The organism is Paraburkholderia phenazinium (genome assembly GCF_900142845.1).
In the GTDB taxonomy this organism is placed as follows: domain Bacteria; phylum Pseudomonadota; class Gammaproteobacteria; order Burkholderiales; family Burkholderiaceae; genus Paraburkholderia; species Paraburkholderia phenazinium_A.
On record NZ_FSRU01000001.1, the window covers coordinates 2,694,933 to 2,715,501 of the forward strand.

Here is a 20,569-nt window from a genome sequence, read left to right on the forward strand (position 1 = left end):
ACGTCGTTTTAGATCATCAGCGATACACCGCAACACCTTGGGGTTGAATCTCGCGCGAGCCGACCACGAAGGCAGCGTCCGGAACATCGGCCAGCGTATGAACCTGCTCGCCATAGTTCAGCACATACGTCAGCCCGCCGCGCCGGCTGACGCGCACGCCGTCGCCGAGCGCCGTCACCGAAAGACCGGCTTCGCGAGCGATGCCGGCAAAGAGCCGCGTGGTCAGCGCGTCGTCGAACAGACTCGCAAAGTAATGAATCGCACCGCTGCGAACGTACGCCGGATGGCCGTCGGCGAAGCGTGCGCAGATCTCCAGCGCGTCCTGGTCCGACGCACCGGTTTCGATGAAATCGCGCCAATGCCGTCCGACACCGTCATCGAGGCTGGCGCTGCCGGCGAGCCTGACGGGTTCGGTCACGTTGGGCCGCAGCGACTCGACGCGCCACACGCGAGCCGGCAACACCGAAGCGAGCAGCCCCGGCGGCAAGCTGGCGGGAATCTGCAAGTCTGCGGTCTTCGAGCCGGTGCGCGGCCCGAGCACCACCTGGGCACCCGAGCGCGTGAGGCGCTCCGCGAAGTCTGCGGGCACCACCGGCAACGGCGGCACCACGATCAATCGATAGCCGTCGAGCGGCGCATCCACCGGCACCACATCGACATCGAGACCGAGTCCACGCAGCGCCGAGTAGTACTCGAACGCAAAACGCGGATAGTGGAAGTCCGCACCCTGCGGATGAATTTCAAACAGCCACTTCGCCTCGTAGTCGTACACGAGCGCGACCTTCGAGCGGATGCTGGCGTTCGCGTCCTCGGCCGCCGCCAGCACCGCGCGGATATCCTCCGCCACCTGCGCCGCCTCGCTGCCGCCGATATCCAGCCGGTTATCCGGCGTGTTCAGCCCCGCATGCATCTGCTCCTGGGCAAACGGCGCCTGGCGCCAGCGGAAGTACGACACGCAGCCTGCGCCGTGCGCGAACGCCTCCCAGCTCCACAAGCGCACCATGCCCGGCAGCGGCGCCGGATTCCAGTGCGCCCAGTTGACCGGCCCCGGCTGTTGCTCCATCACCCAGAACGGCAGCTTCGACATGCCGCGATAGACGTCGTGATTGAACGACGCGAAATCCGGATGACCGGTGCGCAGCCACTTCGCCTTCAGCTCGGGCGCGAACCATTGCTCTTCGAGCGCGCCGAGCGGATAACTGTCCCACGTCGCCACGTCGAGATCGGCGGCGACCTTGTAGTGATCGAACTCGGTAAACAACTGCATGAAGTTGTGCGCGACCGGCCGGCCCGGCGAATGCGCGCGGATGATCTCGACCTGCATGCGGTTGTAGCGCGCCACTTCATCCGAAGCGAAGCGCCGGTAGTCGAGCCGGTGCGAGGGATGCGCCTCGGTGACGGTCGCCACCGGCGCATCGATCTCATCGAAACTGCGGTACTCCATGCTCCAGAACACCGTGCCCCACGCGCGATTCAGCGCGTCGATCGTCTTGTAACGCGCCTTCAGCCACTCGCGAAAGCGCCCCACCGCCGCCGGCGAGTAGCTGACCACGGTGTTGTGGCAACCGAACTCGTTATCGGTCTGCCAGTACGCGACCGCCGGATGCTTGCCGTAGCGCTCGGCCACCGCGCTGCAGATCCGCTCCGAAGCGACGTAGTACGACGGCGACGAGAAATCGTAGTGACGGCGCGAGCCGAAGGTCCTCGGCCGCCCGTCGGCGCCCACCGGCAAGATGTCAGGATGACGGTCGATCAGCCACTTCGGCGGCGTCGCCGTCGGCGTGCACATCACCACCTGCAGGCCGGCCGCGCCGAGCACGTCGACGGCGCGGTCGAGCCAGCCCCAGTCGTATTCGCCGGGCGACGGCTCCATCCGGCTCCAGGCAAACTCAGCAATCCGCACCTGCTCGATACCGAGCGCTTTCATGCGGCGGGCGTCGTCTTCCCACATCGATTCCGGCCAGTGTTCCGGGTAATAGCAGACTCCAAGGCGCATCCGAGTGTCCTTTATGCGTAGTGTTCGACGGATTCGAGCGAAGCAACGGCAAAGCCGTCTTCGGTAAACAAATGGCAGATAGAGGCAGGCGCGCGAAAGCTGGCGCGATCGCCTTGCTTCAGGCGCGTGTCGCCGGGCGCCTTGGCGATCAGCACGGCGCCGTCGGCCTCGTCCAGATGGACGTAGCTGTGTTCGCCGAGCTGTTCGACGAGCGAAACGGTGCGCGCCAGCACGGCGGCGTCTTGAAGGGTGGCTGGCGCAGACGCGGAGACAGACGCGGCAGCGGGGTCGGGCACGCCGGCGGCAACCGCTGCATCCACCAGTTCCATATGTTCAGGCCGCACGCCGAAGGTCACCGCCTGCCCCACGCTCAAAGCCGAGCCATCGACGGCGACGCGCACGCTTTCGCCGCTGTGATCGAGCTTGACGCTCACGCCGCGTGCGTCGATCGCGGCCACCTTACCGGGCAGAAAATTCATCCGCGGCGAGCCGATGAAACCCGCCACGAAACGGCTGTTCGGCCGGTGATACAGCTCGAGCGGCGCGCCGATCTGGGCGATACTGCCGTAGCGCTCGGTGTCCTTGCCGGCGTGCAGCAGCACGATCTTGTCGGCCAGCGTCATCGCCTCGATCTGATCATGCGTCACGTAGACGACGCTCGCCTTCGCAAACTGCTTGTGCAGACGCGCGATCTCGACGCGGGTCTGGCCGCGCAAGGTGGCATCGAGATTGGACAGCGGCTCGTCGAACAGAAACACGCCCGGCTCGCGGACAATGGCACGGCCGATCGCCACGCGCTGCCGCTGCCCGCCCGACAACGCCTTGGGCCGCCGCTCGAGCAACGCTTCGAGTTGCAGGATGCGCGCAGCCTCCCGCACCTTGCGGTCGATTTCGTCTTTGGGGGTTTTCGCGAGCTTCAGGCCGAAGGCCATGTTCTCGAACACGGTCATATGCGGGAACAGCGCGTAGCTCTGGAACACCATCGCCACGCCGCGCTGCGCTGAAGGGACGTCGTTGACGATGCGCCCGCCGATCGACAGATCGCCGTCGCTCACATCTTCGAGACCCGCGATCATGCGCAACAGGGTGGACTTGCCGCATCCGGACGGCCCGAGAAACACACAAAACTCGTTCTCGCCGATCTCCAGATCGACGTTGCGAATCACTGGTGCGCCCTCGCCGTACGATTTTTGGACGCCTCTCAACGAAATGCTCGCCATCGCCTCGTCTCCGTGATTTAATCGGCTCGAAATCGGAGATTAAGCGCTTAATCTGCAGAGGCGAAAAAAATTGACCGCGTGCGATCAATGGCCTGCTGCGGCGTCTCCGATATCGTTCTGTCTATGCGGCAAATGGTGCCGCGCCTTTGGGCAGGACGCAAATTTTGAGAAACCGTCCCAAATAATGAATCCAATATGCCTACACTCAGCGAAGTCGCCCGCCGCGCCGGCTGCACACCTGCCACGGTGTCGAACGTGCTGCGCAATCGCGGGCGGGTCGGCGCGCTGACCCGGCAGCGGGTGCTAGAGGCCGTCGAAGCGCTCGGCTATCAGCCGCATCTGGCGGCGCGAGCACTGGCCGAGGGCCGCGCGCCGACGATCGCGCTGATGGTCTCGAGCATCGCCAACCCGTTCTATCCCGAGTTTGCGCTGGCCGTCGAGCGGGCGGCGCGCAGCAGCGGCCACTTTCTGATCATCTGCAATACGAACGAAGATCCGTTGGCGGGACGCGCCTATCTGGAGCAGATTGCCGGCACCTTGTCCGAGGGCGTGCTGGTGATGAACGCCAATCTCGACTTCGCCGACCTGCACAAGACCGAGGCGCGCGGCGCACCGGTCGTGCTGTGCATGTGGGAACGTCCGCATGAGCCGCCCGGCCTGCCCTGCGTGGCCGTGGACTTCCGCCTTGCCGGCCAGCTGGCTGCCCAGCATCTGCTCGAACTGGGACACCGCCGGATCGGCGCGATTGTGGCCAGCAAGGCTGCGGGCATCCACGCGGCGCGTTACGACGGCTTCGTCGATGCGCTGCGCGCGGCCGGTCTCGACGCCGCGCAAGCGCCGGTGCGCCATGCAAGGGACACCACCCAGGGCGGCTATCGCGCCACCCGCGAACTGCTGGAGACGCACCCGCAGTTGACGGCCATCTTCGCCACCAACGACCTGCCCGCGCTCGGCGCCCTGCATGCGGCCGCCGATCTGGGTTTGCAGGTGCCGCACGATCTCTCGGTAGTTGGCATTACTGATATTCAGCTTGCCCAGGAGTCGCGCCCGGCGCTGACCACCGTCGCCGTGCCGACCGTCGAAGCGGCGGAGCTCGCGGTCTCCCTGCTGCGCGAACTGATCGAGGCGTCGCCGCGCGGCATCCGGGCGGCCGCCAAAGCGCCGCGCGTGTGCATCACGTCGGCGCCGAAACTGGTCGTACGTGGCTCGACCCAGGCACCGCGTGCGGAGCGAAGCTGAGTGCCGGGCTTATTCGCTGGCCGGCCAGGGCAAATGCGGCGCGGACCAGTCGAGCTCCGTCCCGACCACCGAGCGCATTTCCGGCGACTGGATCGCCACCGTCACCGCAATACAGGGCCGGCCGCTCGCCAGCGACAGATAAGGACTACTGGCCACCGGCACGCCCGGCAGCAAGACCGCGTTTCTGAAGTACGGACGATGATCCCAGCGGGCATCGCGCGGATCCGCGACCGGCTCCAGCGACTCGCCTAGCTTGCCGCCGGCGACGCCCGGCACTTCCGGCCCGATCTGCCGCCCCCGGTCATCGAGGATGAAACAGCTGATGCACAGTTCGTGCTGCGCCAGGTCGGCAAAGGCGTCGTCCATGCCGATGCCGCTCAGCAGCGCGTCGGCGGCGCTGCGCAGGGCGAAGCGGTACGGCTCTACCTTGCTTTCGAACAGCGCATGCAGATGCGCCCGGCCCTGCGCGATCACATCGAACGAACGGTCGATCAACCGGTTGACCGAGTCCGGCGGCGCGATCTGCGCAGCCGGTCGGCCCAGCAGGAAGCCTTGTGCGAAATCGACGTTCGACTCCACGGCGAGAATCAGCTCCTCGGTCGTCTCGACGCCTTCGACGACCACCAGCATGCCCGCCTGGTGCAGCAGGGAAACGAGCTTGGGCAGGATCGATTGCTGGGTGCCCGGTATGGTGGCGCGAATCAGTTCGCCGTCGAGCTTGACGAAGTCAGGACGAATGCGGAACAGCCGGTCCAGATTCGATTGGCCCGCGCCGAAATCGTCCACGGCAATCAGAAAGCCGTGCTCGCGATAGCGCGCCGCCGCCCGTGACATCTCATCCACGCTGCCGCCATGCGACTCGAGAATCTCAAGGACGATCTTGTCCGGCTCGAGCCCGGCGAGGCGCACGATGCCGGCCAACTGATCGGCATACCCCTTCGCCACGAAGGTCGCGGGCAGGATGTTGAGGAAGATCCACGCCTCACCGGGAATCAGCCGCTGCGCGTTGGCGAGATGGACCGCGTGACTCGCCCGGTCGAGCGCGCCTTCGTCGCTCAACGGCCGCGGCGCGAACAGCACGGCGGGCGGCACGAGCGTGCCGTCGCTCTGTTCGCCGCGCAGCAGCGCCTCGAAGCCCACCTGCTTCTGATGCGACAAGCTGTAGAGCGGCTGAAAGTGCGAGGTCAGATAGTAGCCGTCCCACTGCGGCCGGACGCTTGCCGCCGGATCGTTCGGGTCGCCCGGGTTGCCGTTGCCCAATAGTTGCAGCGGGTCGAGCGGGATGGCGCGCTCGGCGCACACCCGGTTGCGGCCGGACTGCTTGGCACGCAACAGCGCCTCGTCGGCACGGTCGAGCAAAGCCATGATGCTCTCGCCGACGCGATGCTCGGCCACCCCGAAGCTCGCCGTCACGTAGCCGTCCGGACGCGCAATGCAGGCGACGGCGCCGCGCAGGCGTTCGGCCAGTTCCAACGCGGACGCGAGCCCGCCACGCCGCAACACCGCGAACTCTTCGCCGCCGATCCGGCTCACGCTGTCTTGCGCGTTCGTCTGGTCCATCAACACCTGGGCGACTTCAGAGAGCGTCTGGTCGCCAGCTGCATGGCCGAACTGATCGTTCAACGATTTGAACGAGTCGATGTCGACAAAGATCGCGCACACCTTGGTCGATTCACCGAGCGCGGCCAGACGCCGCTCGGCCTGTTCCATGAAGGCGCGGCGATTCTGCAGGCCGGTCAGCGGATCGGTGGCGGCCAGTTGCGCGAGGCGGTTCTCGAGCAGGAAATGGTCGCGCCGAAACCAGTAGAAGCCGAAGTGAAAGACTGCCGAGGTGGGCGCGCCGATCAGCACCCACAGCCACGCCACGACATTCACGTCGTGGATCTGCGGCTGGCGGAACAACAGCGGCAGACCGCTGACATAGAAGATCGCGGTACCGGCGAAGAAGTGCGTCGGCGTGAGCCAGAGCGGCGCCGAGCAGATCGGGATCACCAGCAAGGCGGGCAGCGCCCACAGCATCGGCTGCTCGAGACCGGAGATGTTCAGGGCAATCACGACAACCAGCACCAGCGTGTAAGCGACCCCGAGGCTGCCGAACACGGCCGTGCTGCGAGCCTTGCTGACCCCCGTCACCAGCAGGCCCAGAAACAGCACGCAGGCGATCCGGTAGGAGAGTGCAATGGCGGGGCCCGCTACCAGGTTGCGCGCCAGCACAAACAACAACGTGGCGAAGACCGTGAAAGCCATGGTGACCGTCGACAGCGGACGCTGCTGTTCCAGCGAACGTCGATGAAAGCGGTGACGCAAATGGGCATCGGTCATGTGTTGCGTTGAGGTGGAAAGCATATTGATAGAAATCAGGCCGGTTCCGTCACTCTGCCGATGTATAACGGCATCCCTCAGACAAATATTAATGCCTGCGATCAAACAAATTTAGATGGCCGGCATGATGGAAGTCCGCTCGCTCGCAGTGCGGGCGATGCAGCAACAACCCGAGGTGAAACCCAGGAAGCGTGATCGAGCCGAAAACAGCAGGCACGCCGATGATGCAAGCGCACAACAGTGTTACGAGGTTTTACGGGAGCAAGGGTGTCGGCAACGCGACATAACTGCAGCCTTTTATCGTTTGCGCGCCTTGATGGGTAACGTATCGGCAAAAAATGCGTGCCGCTCTTGCATCCATTCGTCCGAAGTGTGCGTAAGCCCCTATAACTTGAATCAGGACGGTGGTAGCGAAATGTTAATCTCTTCAGTAGACTGCGTATAAAGAGGCGGCGGTTACCGCATATCAGGTGGCACAGGTAAAAGTAACCGCCGGGCGCGTGCAACGCGCGCCTTACCCGCAACACTTTCAGATGTCCGTATCCCGACGCTCCGTTTAACCACGGCTTAACGACAAACGGTCATCCTTTTCGGAAATCATGGTCCCTACCGTCGACTACCTGCTGCAACGCCAGATTTCCCCTCAATGGCGCGGCTTGCTCACTGCGCTGGCGGAAGAGTTCGAAGCGCAGATCGGGCAAGGCGAATTGCGTCAGTTGATGTATCGCGTGGGTTGCCGTTTTGCGGCGGCGCATCCGCTTCCGCCCTGCGGCTCCACTGCCGACCTTGCCGAGGCGCTGAACGCACGCTGGCAGGAAGCGGATTGGGGTTACGTCGAGCTGGCGGACCAGGCGGATTACCTGCGTATCGTTCACGCCTGCGCACCGCTGCAGGCATTCGGCTCTGCCGCGCTCAACTGGACACCGGCCTTTCTCGAAGGCGTCTATCAGACGTGGCTCAGCGCGCTGGGTGCGGAAGGTCTGTCGGTAGTCCAGACAAGCGAGTTCGATGAATACGCAACGATCGAATTTCAGCTCGGCCGCCATCCAGCGTAAGCCCTGCGTGGTGGTTTTTTTACCGGCGGCGGTGGCGGGTCAACACGCCCAACGCAAGACACGATAGACATGAACACGACGGCGGCGACATGAGTCCTTCGAGCGATATTGAAACCCTCTTCGGGCATTTTGGCGGCAACGCGGGCGACTACCAGGAAATCGGCCGCGAGAACGAAGCGAGTTCGGCACGCACGCGCTGGCCGTTGCTCGTCACGCTCGATCTGACGCAGCCGTCCATCCCGGCCATTCCGACGCGCCGCGATCCTCTGGCGAAGGCCGACGAAGCCGCGCAAGCGCAGTCGCCGGCCGGCGACGCGCTCGCGGCAAACGGTCCCGCTGAAGCAGGACGCACCGGCACGCAGCAGGTCCGCAGCAAGACGCCGCTGTTTACGCGACCGCATCGGCGCACGATTCCGCCGGTCGGCAACGCCGTCAAGTCCGAGGCGCCGCGTGGCGCCGAGCGCTTTTCCGCCCTGCCGCTAGCCGTCAATGCCGAACTCGCCGCCGGCGAAGTGCAGCCGGCAGTCGCGCCTGTCATCGTCACGCCGCCGGCGGTTGCACCGCAAGCGCCGGTTCCGCCTGTCGTGGCCGCGAGCGTTCCGCCGGTTAGCCGTGTGCCGCCAGCAATCGCTGCGGCAATCGCGCCCGTCGCCGTGTCGCCGGTCGTTGCGCGCGCAACTTCCGCCGCGCCTGCCTTGCGTACCCCGGCGCCGATCGCACCCGCCACGCCAGTCGCGCAAACCTTCGCCGCAGCCGCCACGTCTGCGGTTGCCGCAAGGACTGGCGTCGCACCCACGCCCGCCCGCGCCCAGCCTGCACCGCCCGCTTTCACGTTCATGCCGCGCACCACGGCACCCGCTGCATCACCCTCACCTGCTGCCCAGCCGACGTCCATTCTCGGCAAGCTGTTCGAACCGGCAGCACCCAGCACGGCACCCGCGGCCCAAACACCTGCGACCGCAGCCGCACCGGCGGCGCTCGGTTCGTTGTTCGACCGTTTGCGTGGTGAGACCTCCACCCCGGCAACGCCGGCTCCTCATTCGTGGCTGACCAACGGCCCGCGTCGCTCATGAAAGTTATTGCGGTCGTTTCCGCGAAAGGTGGGGTCGGCAAGACCACGCTTGCGGCCAACCTCGCTTCCGTTCTCGCTACCAGTGGCCGACGCGTGATCGCGCTCGACCTCGATCCGCAAAACGCCTTGCGCCTGCACTTCGGCGTGCCGCTCGACAGCATCGACGGTTTGTCGCGCGCCACCCTGAGCGGCGATCCCTGGCAAAGCATCATGTTCGACGGTGTCGACGGCGTAACCGTGCTGCCTTACGGTGCGGTCGTCGAAGACGACCGGCGCCGCTTCGAAGCCTATATCGATCACGAGCCGCAGTGGCTCTTGCAGTCGCTTGAATCGCTGCGGCTCGACGCTTCCGACATCGTGGTGATCGATACGCCGCCAGGTTCGTCGGTCTATACGCGCACCGCGCTGTGCGCGGCGACCTTCGCGCTGAACGTGGTGCTCGCGGACGCCGCCTCTTACGCAGCGATTCCGCAAATGGAGCGGATGATCGACGCGTATGCCGCGCCGCGTCCCGACTTCGGCGGCGTGGGTTACGTGGTCAACCAGGTGGACCAGTCGCGCCAGTTGACCAAGGACGTCCTCAAGGTGCTGCGCCATCTGCTCGGCGAGAAGCTGTTCCCTGGGGTGATTCACCAGGACGAAGGGGTCAGCGAGTCGCTTGCCTGCGATACCACGCTGATCCACTACGATCCGCTCAGCCAGGCTGCCGCCGATTTCCGCGCGTGCAGCCAATGGCTGATGTCGCGGGTCGACTCGATTGCTGTTTCGCCGGGGAGTGTCGCATGAGCACACCGCAAGCACGGAGTACGGAACCTGCTGTCGAGCCCTCCCGGCTCGAGCGCTTCGTCGACGCCCGCTTCTGGAGCAGCACGCCGGTCGTGGTGTGCCTCACGCTGTTTGCGCTGGTGATCCTGTACTTCGTATTTACGGTGCCGCTGGCGTTTTACGAGCAACTGACCTTCGCCACCTGCTGCTTCATCTGCGCCCTGCTGTTTCGCCGTCTGCAGGGCCGCTATGCGACGCTCGTGATGATCATGCTGTCGGTGGTCGCTTCGGGCCGCTATATGTTCTGGCGTCTGACCGCCACGACTTACTGGGAGCATCCGCTCGACGCCGTATGGGGTTTGCTGCTGGTCTCGGCCGAGGTCTATTCGACGGTCGTGCTGATGCTCGGCTACTTCCAGACCGCCTGGCCGCTCAAGCGCGAGCCGATGCCGCTGCCGGCCGATCGCAGCGCCTGGCCGACCGTCGACGTGTTCATCCCGACGTATAACGAGCCGCTCTCGGTGGTCAAGCCGACCATCTACGCAGCGCTCGCACTCGACTACCCGGCGGACAAGCTATCCATCCACGTGCTGGACGACGGCCGCCGTCCGGAGTTCAAGGCGTTCTGCGAGGAGGTGGGCGTCCACTGGACCATCCGCACGCACAACCGCCACGCCAAGGCCGGCAACATCAATGAAGCGCTGAAGATCACCAGCGGCGAATTCCTCGCGATCTTCGACTGCGATCACATTCCGACCCGCTCGTTCCTGCAGATCGGCCTCGGCTGGTTCCTGCGCGACAAGCTGCTGTCGATGCTGCAAACGCCGCACCATTTCTTTTCGGCCGATCCGTTCGAGCGCAATCTCGGCACCTTCCGTAAAGTCCCGAACGAAGGCGAGCTGTTTTACGGCCTCGTGCAGGACGGCAACGACCTGTGGAACGCCACCTTCTTCTGCGGCTCGTGCGCGCTGCTGCGCCGCTCGATGGTCGAGGAAATCGGCGGCATCGCCGTCGAGACAGTCACCGAAGACGCGCACACCGCGTTGAAGCTGCACCGGCTCGGCTACACCACCGCCTATCTCGCGATTGCCCAGGCGGCAGGCCTCGCCACTGAAAGTCTGTCAGGTCACATCGGCCAGCGGATTCGCTGGGCGCGCGGCATGACGCAGATCTTCCGGATCGACAATCCGCTAACCGGCAAGGGCCTCAAGCTCGGCCAGCGGCTGTGCTACCTGAACGCGATGATGCACTTCTTCTACGGCGTGCCGCGTCTCGTGTTCCTGACCGCGCCGCTGTCGTTCCTGTTCTTCGGCGCGCACGTGATCGAAGCGGCGGCCAGCACGATCGCCATCTACGCGATGCCGCACATGATGCATGCGAGCATCACCAACTCGCGCATGCAGCGCCTGTTCCGCCATTCGTTCTGGGCCGAGGTCTACGAATCGGTGCTGGCCTCGTACATCACCGCCCCGACCCTGCTCGCGCTGATCAACCCGAAGCTCGGCAAATTCAACGTGACGGCCAAGGGCGGCCAGATCGAGAAGAACTATTTCGACTGGGCCATCTCGCGCCCCTACCTGTTCCTGCTGCTGCTGAACCTGGTCGGCTTCGTCACCGGTCTCGTGCATATCTATCTGAACTTTGGCGTGCGCAGCGAAGTGCAGACCACCCTCCTCAATCTGGCGTGGACCGGCTACAACATGCTGATCCTCGGCGCGAGCGTGGCCGCGGCAAGCGAGCGCCGGCAGATTCGCGCCGTGCATCGCGTGGCGATGAAAATGCCGGTGATGCTGAAATTCTCGACGGGCCGCACGCTGGCCTGCCAGACCATCGACTACTCGGAAGGCGGTGTCGGCGTGGAATTGCCCAACAGCATCCAGGTGCCGATGCACGAGCGCGTGACTGTCTCCCTGTTTCGCGGCGACGAAGAATATGCGTTCGCCGCCACGGTCGGCTTCACGGCGCCCGGGCGGGTCGGCTTGCGCTTCGACCAGATGTCGCGCGAGCAGGAGTACGAGTTCGTCAAGTCCACCTTCGCGCGTGCCGACGCCTGGATGGGCTGGGCCGAAGGACGCCAGCAGGATACGCCGCTGCGCGGACTGTCACACGTGTTGCTGGTCGGCGTGCGCGGGATTGCCGGCCTCTTCGAACATCTTTACGAAGACCTGCGCGGCTCGATGCGAAGCCGCCCAATCGACGTCAAAAAGCTGAAAACGAAAAAAGACTGACTTATGGGTAAAGGGATTGCGCGGACAACGACTCAACACTTGCAAAGCGGGCGCGGCATGACAGGATGGGCAACGCGCTTGCGTTCGCGCCGCCTCGTTCGCGGACTCGCCTGCTGGCTGGCATTGCAGACCGCCTTCGCGGCGCCGCTGGCATCGGCGGCCGGGCTCGTCGCCAGTTCGGCGCGCGTCGCCGCGCCGCCGGGTACGCCGGACGCCACCGGCGTGGGCAACGTGCCGGCGCCGAGCGCCGCCGTACCGTTCGATCCCAACGCGATCGTCCAACCTGTGCTCGCGACGCCGACCCCGGCGCTCGCCGCCTCGTCGGTGAAAGCGCTCGGCATCAAGACGCCGACCACCGCCGAACCCGGCACCCTGGTGCCGGGCGGCCGCCGCCAGACGCTGACTTTCGCCGATTTCGGCGCGCTCGATCCGCTGCAGTTGCGCGGCACCGACGGCCAGAACGGCATCGCCTTCTCGGTACGCAACGACGAAGTGGTGACCGGTGCGGTCCTGCATCTGATCTATAGCTACTCGCCCGCCCTGCTGCCGGCCATCTCGCAGCTGAAGGTGCTGGTCAACGGCGAAGTCGCGGCCACGCTACCGGTGCCGCACGAACAGGCCGGCATGCTGGTGGCGCGCGATGTCTCGATCGATCCGCGCTTCATCACCGAATTCAATCACCTGAACGTGCAGTTGATCGGCCACTACACGCAGCAATGCGAAGACCCGGCCAATTCGTCGTTATGGGCCACCGTCAGCAATGCGAGCTCGCTCGATCTGACCTACGCGTCGCTGACCAGCAAGCCGGATCTGGCCGCACTGCCGCAGCCGTTCTTCGATCGCCGCGACGTGCGGCGCCTCGAACTACCGTTCGTACTCCCATCCAAACCGGGTTCGGAAACGCTGGAAGCGGCCGGCATTGTGGCGTCGTGGTTCGGCGCGCTGGCCGGCTATCGCGGCGCGCTGTTCCCCGCCCAGCTCGACGAAGCGCCGCTGTCGGGCAATGCCGTGGTGTTTGCCACCGCGGATCAGCGGCCGGCCGGCGTGGCGATTCCCGCCATCTCCGGACCGACCATTGCGGTGGTGGACCGGCAAGCGCCGGCGCGCGGCAAACTGCTGCTGGTGCTCGGGCGTAACGAAGCCGAACTGAAGACTGCGGCGAAAGCACTCGGCGTCGGCCAGAGCGTGCTCTCCGGCGAAAGCGCGACGATCACGCAACTGAACGAGCTGGCCCCGCGCGCGCCGTACGACGCGCCGAACTGGCTGCCCACTAACCGCCCCGTGCGCTTTGGCGAACTGGCCGAGGCGCGCGATCTCACCGTCTCCGGCTACGATGCCGACGCCGTGCGCGTCAATCTGCGCGTGCCGCCCGACCTGTTCATGTGGCACACCAGCGGTGCGCCGATCGACCTGCGCTATCGCTACACCGTGCGACCGAAGCCGGACCGCTCGTCGCTGAACATCAGCATCAACGACGGCTTCGTCCAGTCGCTGCCGATTCCGGCCAAGCCCGCCTCGATGTTCGACCTCGGCCGTTATTTCAGCACCATCCTGCCGGATAAAACCGCCGATGCCCGCCGCACCGTCCACATCCCGCCGCTGCTGCTGACGCCGCGGGCGCAGTTGCGCCTGCACTTCTATTACGACATTCCGGACACCGGCGAATGCCACGGCCGCCTGCTCGAGAACGTGGTCGGCTCGATCGATCCGAATTCGACCATCGATCTGTCGTCGTTCCCGCACTACATGGCCTTGCCCGATCTGGCGGCGTTCGCCAATAGCGGCTTCCCGTTCACGCGGATGGCGGACCTCTCCGAGACCGCCGTGGTCCTGCCGAACGACGCGGATTCGAGCGACTACAGCCTGTACCTGCTCGAGATGGGCCGCATGGGCGCCTCGACCGGTTATCCCGCCACCGGCGTGACCGTGACCACCGCCGACCAGGTCGACCAGCTCGCCAACAAGGACCTGATGATTTTCGGCGCCCCCGGCCGTCAGCCGCTGTTGCAGCGCTGGGCCAAATCGATGCCGTTCTCGAGCGACGGCGACTCGCGCACGTTCGAACTGTCGGACATCGTCTTCAAGCTGGAAGACTGGTGGCACGGCGAACGCGGCGTCGAACGCGCACCGGCGCGCGCCGACCTGTCGCTCGTCAGTTCGAACGGCGCGGCGCTGTTGACCGGCTTCGAATCGCCGCTGCAGAAAGAGCGCAGCGCCGTGGCGTTCGTCAGCGCCGCCGGCCAGTCGGATGCCGACCTGAGCTCGGCCCTGCTCGACGCCGACGTGCTGCCGCAGATCCAAGGTGCGATGGCCGTGATCCATGGCCGCAGCGTCACGATTACCTCGAACGGCACCGCGTACTACATCGGCCATCTGTCGCCGCAGGAGTACCTGCGCTGGGCCCTGTCGTCGCATCCGCTCCTGCTGCTGCTGGGCGGCATCTTCGCCGCGCTGATCATCGCAGCGCTGTTTTACCGTGCGCTGCGTTCGATCGCCGCGCGCCGCCTGAGGGATTGAGATGCCGGCCAAACTAACCACGGCACCCGTTGCGCTTGCCTTGGGCCTGCTTACGTCTGTGACCTGCGTCGTGCCGGATGCCGCTGCGGCCGCTACAGCCTCCACCGCTGCGGCTGCGAGCGCGGCTCAATGCGACTGGCCCGCTTACCGGACCTTCGTGCAACGTTTCGTGCAGGCCGACGGGCGCGTGATCGACTATTCGACGCCCACCCAGCAGACCACCTCCGAAGGCCAGTCGTACGGCATGTTCTTCGCGCTGGTCGCGAACGATCGCGCCACGTTCGACCGCCTGCTCGACTGGACCCGCACCAACCTCGCCGGCAACCAGTTCGATGCGAACGATGTGCGTCTGCCTTCGTGGCAATGGGGCAAAAAACCGGATGGCTCGTATGGCGTGCTCGATCCGAATTCCGCATCGGACTCCGACCTGTGGATCGCCTACGATCTACTGCAGGCAGGACACCTCTGGAACGACAGCCATTACACGACGCTCGGCGAAGCGCTCGCCAAACAGATCGCCAGCAAGGAAGTGGTCAGCCTGTCGGGTCTCGGACCGATGCTGCTGCCCGGTCCACAGGGCTTTCAGACCGGCGACGTGACGCGCCTGAATCCCAGCTATCTGCCGCTGCCGGTGCTGCGCGCGCTGGCCAAGGCGCAGCCCGGCGGCCCGTGGAGCAAACTGGCCGACAACGCCTATCAGCTCGTCAAAACCACCGCGCCGCGCGGCTTCGTGCCCGACTGGGCCGCGTGGCGGGCCGGCCAGTTCGTGGTCGATCCGAAAACCGGCGACACCGGCAGCTACGACGCCATCCGCGCGTACCTGTGGGCCGGCATGGCCGCGCCTGGCGATCCGTTGGCCAAACCCTGGCTCGCGGCGCTCGGCGGCATGCGCCTCCAGGTGACCGAGGCGGGCTTTCCGCCCGAGAAGGTCGCGGCGACCACCGGCGTCGTGAGCGGCGAAGGGCCGCTCAGCTACTGGGGCGCGCTCGCGCCTTACTTCAAGACGCTCGGCGACGAGCGCGACCTGGGGCTTGCGCGTACGCATCTGGCGTCGCTCGACAACCCCGTCGCGGGCCACGAGCCTGTCTATTACGATCGTGTGCTGGGCTTGTTCGGCACCGGATTCATCGACGGCCGCTATCGCTTCGACGATGCCGGGCGGCTTGTGCCGAGCTGGAGAAACACATGCGATTGAGCGCCCTCGCGCTGGCGCTGAGCCTCGTTAGCGTCTCGATCGCGACGCTGCCCACCGCCGTCTTTGCCCAGGCGTCGTCCGATCCGCTCAACGTGCTGATCGACCAGGGCAAGTACTGGCAAACCCATCACCGTGGCGACCTCGCCGAGCAGGCCTGGCAGAAGGTGTTGCGCATCGATCCGAAGCAGCCCGATGCATTGTTCGGCATGGGTATGGTGCTCGCCGACCGCAAGGACGGCAGCGGCGCGCAACAGTATCTGGCGCGCCTGCGGGAAGTCGCGCCGAGCTATCCGAACATCGACGAACTCGGGCGGCGCCTCGGCGAAAGCAGCCTGCGCGACCAGACCGTCAACGACGCGCGGCGCCTGCAGCAAAGCGGCCAGAGCGCGAGCGCGGTGCAGCAGTATCAGCGTGCGCTCGAAGGCAAGCCCGCCACGCCCGAACTGCAACTTGAGTACTACCAGGCACTCGCCGCTACACCGCAGGGTTGGGACCAGGCACGGCGCGGTCTGCAGCAACTCGCGCAGCAGAATCCGGACGACCCGCGCTATGCACTCGCTTACGCCCAGCACCTGACCTATCGCGACGTGACGCGCCGCGAGGGCATTGCCCAGCTCGCGAAGCTCTCGGGCGACAGCGCAGTGGGCGCCGCCGCGCGCAAGAGCTGGCGGCAGGCGCTGCTGTGGCTCGATGCCCGAGCCTCCGACGCCCCGCTCTATCAGAGCTACCTGCAGCTCGTGCCTGACGATGCGGCGGTCAAGGCGCGCTCCGATTCGATGGTGCAGCAGGACGCCGCCGCCCGCGAACGGGCCCAGCAAAATGCTGCCGTCGATGCACGCGGCCGCACGATCGCCGACGGCTTTGCGGCGCTCGACCGCGGCGATCTCGCCACGGCACGCGCGAAGTTCTCCTCGGTACTGACCTCGAGCCCGAACGACGGCGACGCGCTTGGCGGCATGGGCATCGCCGCGCTCAAGCAGGAGCATTTCTCCGAAGCCCGCGACTACCTGGAGCGTGCCTCGCGCGGCGCCAATCCGGCGCGCTGGAAAGACGCGCTGTTGAGCGCGACTTACTGGACCTATACGAGCGACGCCATCGGCGCGCGCAGCAACGGCGAATTCGCCAAGGCCAAGTCGCTGTTCGAGCGCGCGATTGCCATCAATCCGTCCGACGTCACCGCGCAGGTGCTGCTCGGCGAGATGCTGCTGAACAACGGCGACCCGGTTGGCGCGGAACAGGCCTACCGGATGGCGCTACGCCGCCAGGCCGACAATCCCGACGCGATTCGCGGCCTGGTCGGCGCGCTGGCTGCCCAGGGACGCGGCGACGAAGCGCTGCAGTTTGCCAATCAGCTCAACGCCGAACAGCAGTCGAAAGCGGGCGGCATCGACCGCCTGCGCGGCGAAGCGCAGGCCGCCCAGGCGCGCGCCGCGGAGGCGCGCGGCGATCTGGGTGCGGCGCGCAGCCTGTTCGAAGATGCACTGCTCAGCAATCCTGACGATCCGTGGCTGCGCCTCGACCTTGCGCGCATCTATGTGCGCCAGGGCGCTGTCGGCAACGCGCGCAGCATGATGGACGGCTTGCTGGCGGCCCACCCCGATATGACCGATGCGCTCTATGCGAGCGCGTTGTTGTCGGCGGAAACCCAGGACTGGTCGGCCGGGCTCGCGCAACTGGACCGCATTCCGGCCGCCCAGCGCACCGACGCGATGGCCACCTTGCAGCACCGCCTATGGGTACATCAGCAGGCTAGCCTCGCTATCCAGATGGCGAAAAGCGGGCAGACCCAGCAGGCGTTCGCCACGCTCTCGGCCACGGAGCCGGTGGCAGCCGGCAACCCGGAACTGATCGGCGTGGTGGCGTCGGCTTACCAGCAGGCGGGCGACCCGGGCCGCGCGCTGTGGCTCGTGCGCAGCGCAATGAACGCCGCGCCCGGCAATACGGATCTGCTGCTGCAATATGCCGGCATCCTGCTCGCCAGTCATCAGGATGCCGAACTGGGCACGGTGATGCGGCAGCTTGCCGCGACGCAACTGACTCCGGAGCAGCGTACCGATTTCGGCAATCTGAATCTGGCCATCGTGGTGCGGCAGTGCGACGCCGTGCGCCAGCGCGGCGACCTCGCGAGCGCCTACGATGTGATCGCGCCGTGGCTCGCCGCGATGCCCGACAATGCCGATCTGCAGGCCGCGCTTGGGCGCCTCTATTCGTCCGCAGGCGACGACCGCAACGCGCTCGCCAGTTACCGCGTGGCGCTCACGCGCCGTCCCGACGACCTGAGCCTGATGCTCGCGGCCATCCCTGCTGCGACCGGGGCGAAGGACTTCCGTTATGCCGAATCGCTTGCCACTCAGGCGCTCAATACAGCGCCGGACGATCCCGCCGTGCTCGCCGCCGTGGGCCGCATGTACCGCGCCGAAGGCAAGCTCACGCTCGCGTCGGAGTATCTGCAGCGCTCGCTGATCGCCGCCAATACGCCGGTGACGAGCGGCGGCCCGCGCGCCGGTTCGGCCAGCAATGTGCCGCGCGGCTGGGAAGTGGCGATGCGCAGGATCGGCGCGACGCCGCTGCCCGGCACCAATCCGTTCGAGGGAAAAACCGCTATCGATGTACCAGCCGACGCCACCGGCGCTGGCGTCGCGCCCCGCATCAACGGCGGGTTCAGCGCCACCGTAACGATGCCCTCTGCCGCGCCCGCAGCGTCCCCGTACTCGCAGTCATCCTTTCCGACGCAGACCGTGCCGACCTATCCGCCGCCCCAACAGCCGTCGCCGTATGTGGCGCCCTATACGGCGCCGTACGTGCAGCCCTCTGTCGCGCCAGCCAATCCTTCCGGCATGCCGAGTTCCAGCAACGGCGCGGGCGGCTATGGTCCGGACAACTATGGATCGAGCCAGACCGGTGTCCCTGCTGCCGCGCCGTTGCAGCCGTATCCCGGCCAGGGGCAGGCGCCGGTTCAGCCGCAGCCTTATCAGCAAGCTTATCCGCAGCCTTACAACGCGCCCTATCCGCAAGCAGGGGCGCCCTACGGGGCACCAGCGCCGTATGTGTCGACGCCGTGGCCAATGTCGCCGGCTGCGCGTGAGGCGCAAGCCAATGCGTATGCGCAAGCGGCGCCGCAGCAGGGTAGCTATCCAGCACTGCCAGGTAATCAGCGCAAGACCGGCAAGAAGCAGACGACGGCCCGCAACCAGACTGCCACGCGCACGGCGAACGGCGCGGGGCAGGCGTACGCGCAGGCACCGTATGGGCAGCAACAAGGCTATGCGCAGCAGCCGTACTATGGTCAGCAACCGTATCCGCAACAGCAGGGGTACGGGCAGCAGCCTTACCCGCAGCAGCAGGCCTATGCGCCGCAGCCGTATCCTCCGCAGCAGCAGGCGTACGGGCAACCGGCATACGGTCAGCAAGCGTATGCCCAGCAGAACTACGGCAATCAAGGCTACTACCCGCCGCAACAACCGTACATTCCGCAACCGCCGGCAGGCTACGCGCAGCCCTACTACCCGCCCGTGCCCGCGACGCAAACCGCACCGGCCGGCAACAGCAACGGCAGCTATGCACCCGCGCCGGCCAACGTCGCCAACGCGCAGACGCTCGGTGTCGCGGAAGAACTGGCGCAGGTCAATCGCGAGCAGACAAGTACCGTGTCCGGCGGCATTGTGTTCCGCAATCGCGCAGGCGAAGACGGTCTGTCGCAGTTGACCGATATCGAAGCGCCGGTCCAGGGACGCATCCAGGCCGGCAACGGCCACGTCGTCGTCACGGCCACACCGGTGACGCTCGATGCGGGCACCGCGAGCAGCCAGCTCTCGACCCTCGCGCGCTTCGGCTCGGGGCTCGCGCCGTATACGCCGGGCGACACCACCGCTTCGACGCCCGTGACCAGCGCGACGAACAGGTTCGGCTCGCAAACCGCCAGTGGCGTCGGTTTGTCAGTCGGCTATGAAACCCGCAGCTTCAAGGCCGACGTAGGCACCACGCCGATCGGCTTTCCGGTCGAGAACATCGTCGGCGGCCTGGAGTATGACGGCGGCATCACCGACAAGGTGTCCTACACACTCGCCGTGGCACGGCGTGCGGTCACCGATAGCCTGCTCTCCTACGCCGGCGCCAAGGATTCGGGCCAGAATCTTCAGTGGGGCGGTGTCACGTCGAGCGGGGCGCTGGGCAGTCTCTCCTGGGACGATGGCACGAGCGGCCTGTACGTGAACGGATCGTTCCAGTATCTCGAAGGCAGCAACGTCGAGAGCAACTACGCGGGTAAAGGCGGCGGCGGCGTCTACACGCGCGTCTATAAGGACGCTGACCAGACCTTGACGATCGGCGTCAACACGACGCTGATGCGCTACGACAAAAACCTGTCCTACTTCACGTATGGCCAGGGCGGCTACTTCAGTCCGCAGCAGTATGTGATCCTGAACCTGCCTGTTGAATACATGGGCCGCAACGGAGAGTTCACCTACGATCTCAAGGGGTCGATCGGCGTGCAGCATTACCGGCTGAACTCCTCGCCGTATTTTCCGACGAGCACGAGCGCCCAGACGGCAGCGGCTGACAACATGAACAGCATCACCACGACCACGCTCGACAGCAACGCGATCTACCCAAGCCAGAGCAAGACCGGCATTGCGTACTCGTTTAGCGCGGTGGGTGAGTATCAACTGGCGCCGCAACTCGCAGTGGGCGCGACCGCTTCGCTCGGCAACGCATATCAGTATCGGGAATGGCTGGCTGCCGTTTATGTGCGGTATAGCTTTACCAAGCAGAGCGGGCTGCAGCCGTTCCCGCCGGCGCCGTTGACGTCGCCGTATGTGTCGTTGTCGAATTAGGGGGAGAGGCGGTAGAGCGTTTTGGATCGCACACGTGTGTTTTGGGCATGCGTGTGCGGAGGTGGCGGTTGAGCTTCGGCTCCTGTTTGCCGCGTCGAGCATCGGCAACGCGTTGCTCAGGCCACGAA

General features: G+C 65.8%; 11 protein-coding genes. 8 read left to right on the plus strand and 3 right to left on the minus strand.

The genetic code is table 11. The annotated features are described in order from the left end of the window. Nucleotides 1-16: 16 nt before the first annotated feature. Together BUS12_RS11750 and BUS12_RS11755 are read right to left on the minus strand one after the other, a co-directional pair. Nucleotides 17-1,996: a beta-galactosidase gene (locus tag BUS12_RS11750; protein ID WP_074295853.1), complete on the minus strand. Its 1,980-nt coding sequence runs from the start codon at nucleotides 1,994-1,996 to the stop codon at nucleotides 17-19. Between the two features lie 11 nt (nucleotides 1,997-2,007). Further along, nucleotides 2,008-3,216 carry an ABC transporter ATP-binding protein gene (locus BUS12_RS11755; RefSeq protein WP_074295854.1) on the minus strand — a complete coding sequence of 403 codons (1,209 nt, stop codon included), beginning with the start codon at nucleotides 3,214-3,216 and terminating at the stop codon, nucleotides 2,008-2,010. A gap of 195 nt (nucleotides 3,217-3,411) precedes the next feature. Between BUS12_RS11755 and BUS12_RS11760 the strand changes: the two genes are divergently transcribed. Continuing rightward, nucleotides 3,412-4,455, plus strand: a complete 1,044-nt coding sequence (locus BUS12_RS11760) for a LacI family DNA-binding transcriptional regulator (RefSeq protein ID WP_074295855.1) — start codon at nucleotides 3,412-3,414, stop codon at nucleotides 4,453-4,455. Nucleotides 4,456-4,464: 9 nt separating this feature from the next. On the opposite strand, the gene BUS12_RS11765 is transcribed toward BUS12_RS11760, so the two are convergent. Next, complete coding sequence (locus tag BUS12_RS11765; protein WP_074295856.1) at nucleotides 4,465-6,801, minus strand: bifunctional diguanylate cyclase/phosphodiesterase; 2,337 nt, start codon at nucleotides 6,799-6,801, stop codon at nucleotides 4,465-4,467. A 575-nt stretch (nucleotides 6,802-7,376) separates the two neighbouring features. Here BUS12_RS11765 and bcsD point away from each other — a divergent pair. The 7 genes from bcsD (at nucleotide 7,377) to BUS12_RS11800 (ending at nucleotide 20,441) form a co-directional block, all read left to right on the plus strand. Further along, nucleotides 7,377-7,832 carry a cellulose biosynthesis protein BcsD gene (gene bcsD / locus BUS12_RS11770; RefSeq protein ID WP_074295857.1) on the plus strand — a complete coding sequence of 152 codons (456 nt, stop codon included), beginning with the start codon at nucleotides 7,377-7,379 and terminating at the stop codon, nucleotides 7,830-7,832. Between the two features lie 89 nt (nucleotides 7,833-7,921). Next, complete coding sequence (gene bcsP / locus BUS12_RS11775) at nucleotides 7,922-8,905, plus strand: cellulose biosynthesis protein BcsP (RefSeq protein ID WP_074295858.1); 984 nt, start codon at nucleotides 7,922-7,924, stop codon at nucleotides 8,903-8,905. Beyond that, nucleotides 8,902-9,690 (plus strand): cellulose biosynthesis protein BcsQ, encoded by a 789-nt coding sequence (bcsQ, locus tag BUS12_RS11780; protein ID WP_074295859.1) that lies wholly within the window; start codon nucleotides 8,902-8,904, stop codon nucleotides 9,688-9,690. The genes bcsP and bcsQ overlap by 4 nt, the downstream gene beginning before the upstream one ends. Then, nucleotides 9,687-11,897, plus strand: a complete 2,211-nt coding sequence (bcsA, locus tag BUS12_RS11785; protein WP_074295860.1) for a UDP-forming cellulose synthase catalytic subunit — start codon at nucleotides 9,687-9,689, stop codon at nucleotides 11,895-11,897. Before bcsQ ends, bcsA begins: the two co-directional genes overlap by 4 nt. Before the next feature lie 3 nt (nucleotides 11,898-11,900). Further along, on the plus strand, nucleotides 11,901-14,414 hold the full coding sequence (bcsB, locus tag BUS12_RS11790; RefSeq protein ID WP_074295861.1) for a cellulose biosynthesis cyclic di-GMP-binding regulatory protein BcsB: 2,514 nt from the start codon (nucleotides 11,901-11,903) through the stop codon (nucleotides 14,412-14,414). A 1-nt stretch (nucleotide 14,415) separates the two neighbouring features. Further along, entirely contained in the window at nucleotides 14,416-15,609 is a 1,194-nt protein-coding gene (gene bcsZ / locus BUS12_RS11795) for a cellulose synthase complex periplasmic endoglucanase BcsZ (RefSeq protein WP_074295862.1), read from the plus strand. Beyond that, nucleotides 15,600-20,441 carry a cellulose biosynthesis protein BcsC gene (locus BUS12_RS11800; protein ID WP_074295863.1) on the plus strand — a complete coding sequence of 1,614 codons (4,842 nt, stop codon included), beginning with the start codon at nucleotides 15,600-15,602 and terminating at the stop codon, nucleotides 20,439-20,441. The genes bcsZ and BUS12_RS11800 overlap by 10 nt, the downstream gene beginning before the upstream one ends. Nucleotides 20,442-20,569 lie beyond the last annotated feature (128 nt).